Origin of the sequence: Paenibacillus sp. 22594 (assembly GCF_052044425.1) — a bacterium.
In the GTDB taxonomy this organism is placed as follows: Bacteria; Bacillota; Bacilli; order Paenibacillales; family Paenibacillaceae; genus Paenibacillus_AQ.
In genome coordinates, this window is sequence record NZ_JBQENA010000008.1 from 199,306 (window position 1) to 211,387 (window position 12,082).

General features: G+C 48.9%; 8 protein-coding genes and 2 pseudogenes. 8 read left to right on the top strand and 2 right to left on the bottom strand.

Annotation, left to right across the window (positions count from 1 at the left end):
• Positions 1-12 precede the first annotated feature (12 nt).
• Genes ACTJKB_RS23785 through ACTJKB_RS23810 form a run of 6 tightly spaced genes read left to right on the top strand, consistent with a single transcriptional unit; the run spans position 13 to position 7,663 of the window.
• Complete coding sequence (locus tag ACTJKB_RS23785; protein ID WP_440836830.1) at positions 13-987, top strand: N-acetylglucosamine kinase; 975 nt, start codon at positions 13-15, stop codon at positions 985-987.
• Between the two features lie 47 nt (positions 988-1,034).
• Complete coding sequence (locus tag ACTJKB_RS23790; protein WP_440836831.1) at positions 1,035-2,333, top strand: 6-phospho-beta-glucosidase; 1,299 nt, start codon at positions 1,035-1,037, stop codon at positions 2,331-2,333.
• 24 nt (positions 2,334-2,357) lie between these two features.
• A complete protein-coding gene (locus ACTJKB_RS23795; protein WP_440836832.1) occupies positions 2,358-3,284 on the top strand; it encodes an ABC transporter permease in 927 nt (308 codons plus the stop codon).
• 27 nt (positions 3,285-3,311) lie between these two features.
• Complete coding sequence (locus tag ACTJKB_RS23800; RefSeq protein WP_440836833.1) at positions 3,312-4,202, top strand: carbohydrate ABC transporter permease; 891 nt, start codon at positions 3,312-3,314, stop codon at positions 4,200-4,202.
• A gap of 34 nt (positions 4,203-4,236) precedes the next feature.
• Positions 4,237-5,883, top strand: coding sequence for an extracellular solute-binding protein (locus tag ACTJKB_RS23805; protein ID WP_440836834.1), 1,647 nt, complete (start codon positions 4,237-4,239; stop codon positions 5,881-5,883).
• Between the two features lie 46 nt (positions 5,884-5,929).
• Positions 5,930-7,663, top strand: a complete 1,734-nt coding sequence (locus ACTJKB_RS23810) for a family 10 glycosylhydrolase (protein ID WP_440836835.1) — start codon at positions 5,930-5,932, stop codon at positions 7,661-7,663.
• A 277-nt stretch (positions 7,664-7,940) separates the two neighbouring features.
• Here ACTJKB_RS23810 and ACTJKB_RS23815 read toward each other — a convergent pair whose 3' ends face one another.
• Both ACTJKB_RS23815 and ACTJKB_RS23820 read right to left on the bottom strand, forming a co-directional pair.
• Positions 7,941-8,795, bottom strand: coding sequence for an AraC family transcriptional regulator (locus tag ACTJKB_RS23815; protein ID WP_440836836.1), 855 nt, complete (start codon positions 8,793-8,795; stop codon positions 7,941-7,943).
• A gap of 345 nt (positions 8,796-9,140) precedes the next feature.
• Positions 9,141-9,668 (bottom strand): hypothetical protein, encoded by a 528-nt coding sequence (locus ACTJKB_RS23820; RefSeq protein ID WP_440836837.1) that lies wholly within the window; start codon positions 9,666-9,668, stop codon positions 9,141-9,143.
• Positions 9,669-10,098: 430 nt separating this feature from the next.
• Here ACTJKB_RS23820 and ACTJKB_RS23825 point away from each other — a divergent pair.
• Positions 10,099-11,499: pseudogene (locus tag ACTJKB_RS23825) on the top strand (helix-turn-helix domain-containing protein).
• Positions 11,500-11,864: 365 nt separating this feature from the next.
• Positions 11,865-12,038 (top strand): annotated as a pseudogene (locus ACTJKB_RS23830) (lysophospholipase); the annotation flags it as partial.
• Positions 12,039-12,082 lie beyond the last annotated feature (44 nt).

A 12,082-nucleotide genomic window follows, 5' to 3' on the forward strand; every position in this document is an offset into this window, starting at 1 on the left:
GTGAAACGATCTGTGAAGTATTACTTGGGAGTGGATGCAGGAGGCAGTAAAACCTACGCGATGATTGCCAATGAACAGGGTCGGGTCATCGGTATAGGCCGGGGAGGGAACGGAAATCACCAAAAGAATCGTGAGCAGGCGGAGGACAGTTTGCAGCAGGCGGTATCGGAAGCGCTTATGGCGTCAGGCCTGACCAAGGACCAACTGGAGTACTCCTGGTTTGGAATGGCAGGAGCAGACAGAGTAGCCGATTTCCGAATTTTACGGCCCATCATCGGCCGCCTCAGTCTTCCGCGGACGGAGATTTCCTGCGATACCTGGAATGCATTGCGGTCAGGGACCGAGGAGGACTTTGGAGTTGTACTGATTTGCGGCTCGGGCGTGAACTGTGCCGGCAAGAATCCGAAGGGTACTACTTACCAATGCGGGGGGTTCGGCTACTGGTTCGGTGATTTTGGCGGCGGCTATGATTTAAGTATGGAGGTATTCCGCAGCGTTCTCCGGGCAGATGATGGAAGAGAGCGCAAGACGGTGCTTACAGAGCGCTTAACTCAATTGCTGGGCTATTCCAGCGTTTCGGAGCTGCGGGAGGATTACCTGGATCATTTCAGAGAATTGCCGGCCCGTATTGCCGAGCTGCTGTTTCAGGCGGCAGAGGACGGGGACCAGGTTGCCACCGGATTGCTGATCAAGCAAGGGGATGAACTGGGGTTGGCTGCGGCGGCGACTATCCGCCAATTGTCTATGGAAGAGGACTCTTTTGACATTGTGCTTGCAGGCAGCCTGCTGACCAAGGGAGACCGCTCAGGTATCATCCGGCACGCCATTGAACAGAGAGTGAAGCCGTCGGCTCCCAATGGCACCTTAAGAATATTAAGCCGGGAGCCGGTTGTAGGCTCGGTCGTTCTGGCGATGGAAAGCAGCGGGATGCATGTCAATCACGAAATTCTTGATCGCCTGTCCCTGGAGAAAGTAACGAATAAATAAGCTAGTTATCATCCAACCCAAATGAAAAGACGAAGGAAGGGTCTGTCATGGAGAAAACATTGAAGCTGGTTGTCATTGGAGCGGGGTCGTCGTATACACCTGAGCTTATTGAAGGCATCCTCATGCACCACAAAGAGCTTCCCATTAGTGAAGTATGGCTGGTGGATATTGAGGAGGGAAGGGAGAAGCTGCATACGATTGCGGAACTGAGCAAGCGCATGATTACTGAGTCCGGACTGCCGATAACAGTGGTGGAGACACTTAATCGAAGGGAGGCCATCACCGGAGCGGACTTTGTCTGCACGCAAATCCGGGTAGGCATGCTGGAAGCGCGGAAATGGGACGAATTAATTCCGCTTAAATACAATGTCATTGGTCAGGAGACGACAGGCCCCGGAGGAATGATGAAAGGCCTGCGGACCATTCCGGTCATTCTGGGTATCTGCAGGGATATGGAGGAGCTTGCTCCAGATGCCTGGCTGCTGAATTTTACGAATCCGGCCGGCATGGTAACTGAGGCAGTTCACAAATATTCCTCGGTAAAGAGCGTAGGTCTGTGCAACTCACCGATCGGTTTTCAAAAGTGGCTCTCCGAGTTCTTCGGACTTCCTATCGAAAAGATCTACTCGGAGTTCGTCGGCATTAATCATCTGCACTGGGTATCCGATGTCGTGATTGACGGAGAGAGCAAGCTGCAGGAGCTCATTGACTACCCCCAGAACTACAAGGCTAGCAATGTACCGTTTGATTCCTGGGATCACCGGTTTCTGAATGCTTTGAAAGCCATCCCCTCTTATTACCTGAGCTATTACTATATGACGGACGCTCTGCTGAATGAACAGAAGGAAGCGGCAGCAACGACCGGCTCACGTGCTGAGGTGGTGAAGCAGGTGGAGGAAGAGCTGTTCGAGCTGTACCGTGACGTTGAGCTGAAGGAGAAACCAAAGCAGCTGGAGCAGCGTGGCGGGGCGTATTACTCGGAAGCGGCGGTACTGCTGATGAGGTCCCTTTATAATGATTCCCGCGATATCCAGACGCTGAATGTACGTAACAACGGAATTATTGGCTTCCTGCCGGACGATGCCTCCATTGAGGTGAACTGTATGGTGACCAAGCAAGGCCCGCTGCCAATTCCGCTGCGGATCATTCCAGAGTCCGTAAAGGGTCTGCTGGCGGCGGTTAAGCAATACGAGAGCCTGACCATCGAAGCAGCCGTGCACGGAGACCGGGATATTGCACTGCAAGCATTGGTTCATCACCCCCTGGTGCCTTCGGTCGCCGTTGCCGAACAGTTGCTGGATGAAATGCTGGAGAAAAACAAACCGTATCTGCCGTTATTTCACTAGAAGGCGCCAGAGGAGGACAAGCGGATGAAAGCGGCCGTTAAACCAAGTTTGTGGGAAAAATTTACGAATCAGTTGGATTTACAGTCCATGGTCTGGCCGGGAATAATTTTTGTTGTAATATTCAGTTACATTCCGATGTATGGCGTGGTGATGGCATTTCAGCAGTACGATATTTTTAACGGTATGATGGGAAGCCCTTGGGTTGGATGGATGAATTTCAAAATGTTCTTTGAGGCCCCCGAGTTCTGGAATGTAATGAGAAACACCATTGTGATTAGCGTGCTGAAACTGATCATTACCTTTCCTGCTCCTATTTTGCTTGCGCTGATGTTAAATGAAATCGGGAATATGGCCTTTAAACGATTGATCCAGACGGTCAGCTACCTGCCGTATTTTATGTCCTGGGTCATTGTATCCGGCCTGGTATTCTCGCTGCTGTCCGTTGACAACGGAACGGTGAACTATTTACTGGAACGGCTGAACCTGTCGCATGAGCCGATCAACTTTCTGGCGATCCCTGAATATTTCTGGTCGATTCTAGTGAGCGTCAATGTGTGGAAGGAGATCGGGTTTGGAAGCATTGTCTATCTGGCCGCAATCGCGGGTGTTGATCCAGCCATGTATGAGGCCGCTTCTATAGATGGTGCAAGCCGGTTTAAGCAAATTTACTCCATTACGCTCCCCAGTATTTCCCCTGTTATTATCATCTTTATGATTCTTGCTATCGGCAATCTGCTCAGTGCAGGTTTTGAAGACATTTTGCTGCTGGCGACCAATCCAATCCTGCGGCCTTACTCCGATGTTATCGACACCTATGTGTACCGTGTTGGGATATTGAATGCCAGATTCTCTTATGCGACAGCGGTAGGGCTATTCAAAGCGGTAATCAGTGTTATTCTGCTGGTGACAGCCAACAAAATCGCCCGCCGGGCAGATGTCAGTCTCTGGTAGACCTGAAATCTATAGGAGGGGTGAACAATGAGGCTAAGCCTGGGCGACAAAGTAATGCAGCGGACGATTTATCTCCTCTTGACACTGATGGCGGTAATCATGCTCTACCCGTTTTGGAACGCGCTTGTCATTTCCTTCAATCAAGGGAGTGATACAGCACTTGGCGGCATAACCCTGTGGCCTAGACAGTATACACTGGAGAATTATTATATTGTGTTTCAGGATCACCGCCTGTTGAACTCTTTTCTGATCACCGTTCTTAGAACCTTGAGCGGTACGGTATTATCCGTCTTCTTCACGGCCCTGTTAGCCTACGGAATGTCCAAGAAGACATTGCTGTTCCGCAAGCAGTATATGGTGTTCTTTATGATCACGATGTTTTTTAGCGGAGGGCTCATTCCTACTTATTTGCTAATCCGCTCACTGGGTATGCTGGACACCTTTTGGGTTCTGATTATCCCTGGAATCATTAGCGTCTACAACATGATTGTCATCCGCACCTTCTTCTCTGCTCTGCCTGACGGGCTGGAGGAATCGGCCAAAATCGATGGTTGCAGCAACTATGTCATTTTCTTTCGAATTGTCATTCCCGTCTCAGGCCCGGTGCTCGCTACGATTGCTTTATTTACAGCGGTGGGTTACTGGAACGACTGGTTCACGGGAGCGATCTATATTACGAAGGATCACCTGCTTCCTATACAGACCCTGCTGCGGCAAATTATGAATTCCAACATTATGACTGAAATTGGCTCATCAAATGCCATCGCACTGGATCATATGAACCGGAATCGGACGGTTACAACGAAGTCATTAACCATGGCTACGATGATGATCGCCACTATCCCGATTATTTTGTCGTACCCCTTTCTCCAAAAATATTTTGTTAAGGGGGTATTGATCGGTTCATTGAAAGAATAGCAGTCTCCATATCGTGTAGAAAGAAGGGAAAAGAATGCGCATTCGGTTGAAATGGGTATCGCTTCTGCTTGTCTCCCTGCTTCTTCTTCTCACTGCTTGCAGCGGAAGCGGGAAATCTGACACTTCACAGGATGAAAGTAAGGGCAATGGGAATACCGGGGCAGTCACAGATGACGGCAGCGGCATAAAGCCTACTACCTTCAGCTTCTATGGAAATTACGACTGGCTTACAACAGCGCCTTGGGGGGAGAATGAGGCAACGAAATGGATTCAGGAGAACCGGAAGGTTACCGTTGAGCCGGTTCAATCTGGAGGGGCAGCCTCGGAAAAGCTCAATACGTTGATCGTCAGCGGTGATTTGCCGGATGTTATCTTCACCGACCGTGGATCCACGGTGGAACGGCTGGTGCAGGCAGGGAGACTCGTGGCGCTGGATGATTACTATGAGAAATACCCGAACTTCAAGAAATATGTTAAGGAATCCACTCTGAACCTGCTTCGCTCTGAGGACGGGAAAATCTATCAAATCCCCAACTGGTACACTTCAGGGCAGTTCGGCAACGGTGGTTGGATGGTTAATAAGGATATATATAACGCACTCGGCAGACCGAAGCTGGAAACCTTCGATGATCTGTATCAATATCTGCTCCTGGTGCGAGACAAGTATCCGGATGTAGTGCCTCTGGAGGTCGGTGAGAAGGGGGCAGGCCTTGATATTATGTATGGCGGTTTTAAGGAGAATTCCACCAGCAAATTCATTTCCCTCATGGGATATCCGGAAGGCGACAAGCTGCTTCCCATCTATGACGATCCTGCTTTCGAGGAAATGATGCTGTATATCAATAAGCTGTTCCGTGAACGCCTGATTACCCAGGATGCGCTGCAGCAAATCCAGGATGCGGTCAAGGAGAAGGTGAATACCGGCCGCGTAGCGGTCATGGTCGAGTCCAACATCACTACGTACGGAGCCGAGGGACACCGGGCACTGACTGCAGGCAATCCGGACAGCGGTTATGAGATTATTTGGCCGGTTCATAAAGCCGGATTAGACAAGAACAAGGTGTTTGTAAGCGGTTTCGAGACGCTGGGCTGGAACGTCAATGTCATTACGACCAATGCAAAGGATCCGGAGGCTATCTTTGCTTACTATGACTGGATAACGGGTCCGGAGGGACAGAAGGTTCTGTTCTTCGGTCCGAAAGGCCTGTATTGGAATGAAGAGGATGCGGATGGCGCTCCGATTCCGAACGAGAAATACAAGACGACATCTGCTAACGAGCGTACGGAAATCATGCGGAAATTCGAGGACTTTAACTGGGCGGGAAATACGACCTTTATCGATACGGCAAAAATGAACCTCGAGGCTTCGCTTTCCGCGAACCAGAAATCGTGGGAGACGGTGGCGCAGTCCACGGTGACCTGGAAAACCGCTCTGGACATTACGGAATTTGTGAATACCGACCCGGTTCCCGATACGGAGACCGGCATCATCGCCCAAAATATTCAGAATATTCATACCCTTGCTTTCGCCCAGATGGTTCAGGCGAAGTCGGATGAAGAGGTGCTGTCGGCCCTGGAGACTGCTAAAAAGAATGCCAAAAAAGCTGGGCTGGATAAGCTGCTTGAGTTCAAAACCGAAAGATGGCAGGAGAATGTCCAGAAAATCAACGCGACGAAATAATTTTTGTTTAAAACATAATGAAGACTATTTTTATGGAGGCGAGAATATGACATTTACACTGAGAGCAAGGTCCATGGCGGTGTTAAGCTTCGCGTTGGTTTTCTCCGTATTGGGTTCTTCAGTTCCTGTTATGGCCGAGGAGGAGGGTAATCCCCCTTTTGAAACGGAAGTCATTGTACGAACCGTAAACCAGTTTAGGAACATGGCGGATGTTCAGAACTTTATCAGGCTGTCCGAACGCTATGGAGTGGATGTCATCAGCATGAATGTGAAGCAGGATGAAGATGACGAGGTACCATCCGGGCGGGTGTTTTATCAGAGTGATATCGCTCCGATTGCACAGGGCTACGAGAATTTCGATGCCCTTCAGGAGGTCATTACAGCAGCCCACGCCGCTGGAATTAAAGTCCATGCCTGGATTCCGCAGTTCCATGATCAGGAGGCCTTCCTGAAGCATAAGGAATGGCAGATGCAGTCGCTGGTCAACGGGGTTCAGACTCCGTTTACAGGTTCTAACGGTAACGAATATTTCGTCAATCCGATTCACCATGAAGTGCAGCAGTATGAACGCTCCATCATTCAGGAAGTAATCGAGAATTATGCTGTTGACGGTGTTGTGCTGGACTGGATCCGTTTCGACAATTACAACATGGACGTCAGCGATTACACGGTGGCCAAATATAAGGCGCAATTCGGATATTCCCCGCTCAGCATTAATTTCGGTGCTGATTCCGCTCAGCGGCAGCAGTGGAATGAATGGAGAACAGATCAAATCGGACAGTATGTAGGCGATATCCGTCAGGATATTTCCCAGTCCTCGAATCCGGATGTGCAGCTTGGCGTGTATATTTTGCCGCCGGAATTTACAGAGGTTGGGCAGAATGTAGCCAAATTCAAGGATTCTATCGACTTTGTCGCCCCTATGGCGTACTTTGATGACTGGGAATTCAACAGCGACTGGGTGTACAGCACGGCATACGGTATCCTGAAGGATACGAGCGACCGGATCAGCAGCAGCCAAGTGGAAATTGTAGCAACGCTGGATAATGACTGGACTGATGATCAATATCAGGAGATTTACCAGGGAATCCGCGAGAATTACCCTGGCGTGAAGCGTCTGTCGTTCTTTTCTTATGGGGCCTGGCCTGAAGCCGAGCTGGCCAAAATCGATGAACGTACAACATGGCCGACACCGGACTGGACACCGCCGGGTGAACATGACTATCCGGCTCAACTGCCAACAGGGTGGAAGGCAAGAAATATCGGCTCCATGCCGGGGAATGTTGTATACAATTCTTCCAAAAAGCAATTTACAATGAGCAGCACATCCACGGATATTTGGGGGAAAGCGGATCAGCTGAACTTTGTCTATCAACCTGTGAAGGGTGATGCGGAGATCATTGTTCAGATGCGTTCAACTGAACGTATGGACGGCTGGGCCAAGGCCGGCGTTATGATTCGGGAGTCGCTGGGGCATGATGCAAAGCACGCGGACATGATGATTACCCCTGAGAATGGGGCAACCTTCCAGTATCGTGAAGAGACGACGGGCAGCTCGGCCGACCAGACAACAGATGCTTCTGCTCCAAGCTGGCTTAAGCTGAACCGAAAGGGAAATACCTTCACCGGCGCAGTTTCGTCTGACGGGAAGCGCTGGACGAAGGTCGGAACTGTACAGATCTCGATGAACCGCCAGGTGTATGTCGGTATAGCGCTCAGCAATCCGGGGGATGACGCGAAGAATAAGGCCGTGTTTGGCAATGTGAAGATCACAAATTAAGCCCCTAATACGGCAAACATGAGGCCAACCACAACGGATAGCCTCATGTTTGCCGGTACAGGCATTATCTTTAGTAATCACATTAGAAGGGACTTTTGCTTGTATAAGCCCCAAAAACTCACTGGCATAAGCTATTTATGGAAATTTTGGCTGACCCACAGCAGATTGTCCGAAGTGCCACACGACAGACGGCTGGTGGGGCAAGGCTTCTGCGAGTAAACTCAGTATAATAGGAGGAGTTGCTAGTCCATTCTTCGGTCTGTAGAATCGTCCAGGGTTACTCATAGAACAGCAGGCGCTTCGCATAAGCGTTGCGGAAATCTGTGGGCGTCAGGCCGACGATCTTCTTGAAGGATTTCATGAAATTATGGCAGTCTGTATATCCGAGCTGGATGGAGACTTCGCTGATGTTCTGATTAGTGTCGGCGAGCAGGAATTTGGCCAGCTCCATCTTTTGCTGCAGAATGTACTGCTTCAACGAGATGCCTGAGATGGTGGTAAACAGGTGGGAGAGGTACTTATCGTTATATCCGAAGTAAGCAGCAATTTGCGATACCTTGATATGCTCACTCCGGCTCCATTTTATGTAGTCCACGATATCGTTGTAGAGCTGCTCCTGTTTGGTTTTTTTGGACGGATTGGAATCCGCATGGAACAACTGGTTGTACAGCTCGCATAAAATGACCGTTGCCATGTAGTTGTTCAGCGTTTTATGATTATAGCCCCGCACGGAGTCCTGCAATTGCTTCATCATCACAATAATTTTCTCCAGACTCTTCAGGGTCCCATACTGGGGAAGCAAAATAGTGTTGTCTTGCTCACTACGGCTGGAAGTGGTCACATCGGTGATTGTGATCCCTGACTTGGCCGAGAAATGCAGCCAGTAGAAGCAGCAATCGGATGAGCGGGTTCCGTATTGCCTGGTAAGCGGGGGAAGTAAGAGATATTCACCCTTTGAGACCACAAACTGCTGTTTGTCACCCGCCAAATATAACACGCCCTCAGTCATGACAATAAGCTCGTAATCCTGCAGCACTCTGCTCAGGTGAACCCAATCGGAGGACGGTGCGACAAATTTGCCGGTGATCTCCAGATCAACCGGTGTATCCACTTGCAGCTCAAAAGCAGTCATCGGCATGTCCCCTTTTTTCTGACTTTAATACACTCGTTAACTCTCTAATTATTAATGAAATCCGGCCCAAAGTAAAGCGCTTACCACCTAAAATGTTTAGGGGATATCTAACCTTTTTACACATATTCAAACTTTAAAACGTTTTGGGTTTCACTCTTGGTGTTCGGTTTACAGTAACGATGGATAATCAATCGGATTACGAGCTTACTTCAGTAGAAACGGGGGTGCTGGTAAGTGGGCTTAACGGAGAAATTGTCGGTAACCATTCGATAGACGTATTTATTCTGCACACCAAACGAGCATCGTCTGTACAGACGATGCTCGTTTGGTGTGCAGAATATGAGGTTATGGAGTGTATTGCTGTACGATCGAGATCACCTTGCCATCTTGAACCGTAATGTGGTATGGGGATTGGCTGAGATCGATGATGTCCTTTTTGGCGAATTCCGTCAGGAACTTGTGAAGCGTAATCCCTTCATTCCATTGTATATCCAAATCTCCCGGTTTCCCTGTATGGTCGTAAATCTGAATCGTTACCGCAGCATTGTCAGCGATGGGGTATGAAGTGAGCGAGTCACTGTCATTCACAATATAGTAATCATCCGGTACACCGCCAAGCTCTGCCGCTGCCTCAGGCTCACGTTCAGCAAAGATACGGTTCGCTTCAGCACCTTCATACCATTCGATTTGGTCGGCGGTCATGATCGTATGTCCGTCTTTGGACTTCAGCGCATGTATATAAACCGTCAATTCCTGACTTTTATCGCCGCTTTGAGCATCTGCGCGTGTACCTACCGTACTAGCCGTAGTCACGAGGGAGAGGAACAGGAGGACCAGAGCAGGAAACAGAACAACCGATTTTCTTTTGAACATGTAAAAATTCCCCCTTGATATGATTATGACACGGTATACGTCTATATACCTCATTACCCTTTACTGGTGTTCTCAAACGGGCTTTGTATCTCTATAAACGTAATTCCGGTGAAAATGTTGCAAATATTTTTGAACCTGCGGAGTGGAAAAATCAGGTGGGGTAAGTCGAAACAAATTCATTATTTTCAATAAGCCATTCCTGGGCATATTAAGCTATTCAAATAACATCATGGGGAGGTGCAATTATGGCGGCGATAGGGAGTCCAGACTGATCTCTTGACCTGGGGCCGGGCAGTGGAACGGCTGTGGTCATACCTGTCAACCCATATTTAACGTGCCAATGCACATTGACCTATCTCAGTATAAAACCTAAGATATAGGAATATATGGATTATAGTTCAAATATATGGGTTCCTAGGAAGGTGTTTGTTTGGAATCAACAACTACAACAATACAATCAGAACTGGAAGCTTATTTGAAAAAAGAAGGCATCACCATTAATCAATTCGCTGGGGTATCAGGGGTGAACTCCGGTACGCTCAGCAGTATTATCAATGGGAACCGCCCCATTGCCATGAAGCAGCTGGACCGAATAACAGCGGGAATGGGACTTCCCGAAGGTGAGTTTTATGAATTATACATAGATGAATGTGTTATTCACTCTACTCCGGACTGGCGGCGGCTGGGCCCGTTCCTGCAGCGATGTGCGGAGCTTGACAAGCTTGAATGCATCCGGCAGGTCGTCCGGACCCTTATGGATAATATCTCTTATGCCCAGGCACTGTTTGAAACAGCGGAGGAATTCTTTGCACAGGGCAAGCGGCAAGCGGCAGCGCTGTTATATGAAGGTGTTGCAGAGAGTGAGAAATATCAGCATTCGGAGCGGCTGGCTCTCTGCCAGTACCGGCTGTTTACCATAGCCCTGGGGAAAGATCAGGATGCCAATCTGCGGACGGCGATGCATTTTGAATACTTTGTGGAGCGGCTCGACGAGGTGGATCAGCTGAATGCGCTGAAGGATTTGGCCAATATTTATGCGTCCTTGCACCGCTGGAACAGAGTGGAGGCTTTGGCAGAGGAGATGGGGCACAAAGCGTCTATCCAGTATCAGAATAAGTATCATAAGGTCAGCCGCCGTGCGGTCCTAAAAGAACCCGCAAGGCCCCTTTGTTTCTATATCCTCTACGCCCATCTGCTCCGCTCGGCAGTTTGTGATGAACGCGGGGATTATATCCAGGCCCTTCATTATGTCTCGCTGTATTCCGATTTCAGCTAGGTCCAAGAGACCACGGAGGAGGCCCGGCAGATTATGGAGCAGTTTAAAGAATGGGCTGAAGCCAATTCATATCTGTATCGTCTGATGACAGGAGAGACCCGGGTGCTTGCGGATTATGTTGAATTCATCAGCGCCAGAGAGAACGAAAGGGTCCCGGGTCTAATCAAAATCATGCAAGCGGCCAACCGCCTGGACTTGAACGTGGATGATATCATTGAACGCTTTGAGCCTCGTCTGGGCCTCAAAGATATGAAGACCCGAATGGGGAAACTGAATGCACAGGTGACCGAGGACAAATATACTGTACTGTTGTACGAATTGGCTGTGTATTGCTTAAATGCCCAGAAAATCAGGAATGGTATCGCTTACTTATTCCAATGTCTGGAATCGTCTGTTAGAATGAACAGTGACAGCCGTATTGTTCAGTGCGTAGTGCTATTTGAGCAATACAGACATCTCAGTTCCGGCGAGGATCAGGAAAGATACAAAATTCTAATTGGCGAGGTGCAAAAGATTAATGATAAGAAAAGTGGCTCTGCTGCTGGCAGTAGGTAGCATTTTTTTTGCTGTTGACGCTCCGGCATTAGTTATGCAATCCGCTTCAACGCATTCATTCATTGAACCTTTGACACATGGGGTAGGTGCCGAGTAATACCTGTAAGGCCGATGTGAAATGAAGTTCTTCCTGCAGCTTTCCACCGAATCATCTTCAGAAGCCTCCAAACCTCTCTTTCCTAAGAGAGGTTTTATTATATGTAGATTTAGGAAACGCTTTCCATGAATCACTGAGCGTGCAGAGGAGCATTCCCTTCCGTCGTGTTTATGAGCGTTTTTCTGATATGATGAGAACCAAACGGGCAATTCCGGGGCATTATCACAACTACTAATTCTAGATCAAAGGATGAGTATGATGCCGCTGAAATGAGGATGCGATCTATCTGAAGCCGGATGTGCTAAGTATTCTGATCGGGGTCAATGATATCTGGAGAATGATGAAAGACGAACCTGGCGGTGTAACAGATCGTTACGAGCGGGCTTACCGCCATGTGCTGGAGGAAACCCGGGAGGTGCTCCCGCAGACCAAGCTTGTACTGTGATATAGATGGATGCTCTATTTGATTTCATTCAGCAGAAGGGA

Coding starts and splice junctions, on each gene's coding strand:
- ACTJKB_RS23790 (WP_440836831.1), top strand. CDS start 1,035: ATGGAGAAAACATTGAAGCTGGTTGTCATTGGAGCGGGGTCGTCGTAT.
- ACTJKB_RS23795 (WP_440836832.1), top strand. CDS start 2,358: ATGAAAGCGGCCGTTAAACCAAGTTTGTGGGAAAAATTTACGAATCAG.
- ACTJKB_RS23800 (WP_440836833.1), top strand. CDS start 3,312: ATGAGGCTAAGCCTGGGCGACAAAGTAATGCAGCGGACGATTTATCTC.
- ACTJKB_RS23805 (WP_440836834.1), top strand. CDS start 4,237: ATGCGCATTCGGTTGAAATGGGTATCGCTTCTGCTTGTCTCCCTGCTT.
- ACTJKB_RS23810 (WP_440836835.1), top strand. CDS start 5,930: ATGACATTTACACTGAGAGCAAGGTCCATGGCGGTGTTAAGCTTCGCG.
- ACTJKB_RS23815 (WP_440836836.1), bottom strand. CDS start 8,795: ATGACTGCTTTTGAGCTGCAAGTGGATACACCGGTTGATCTGGAGATC.
- ACTJKB_RS23820 (WP_440836837.1), bottom strand. CDS start 9,668: ATGTTCAAAAGAAAATCGGTTGTTCTGTTTCCTGCTCTGGTCCTCCTG.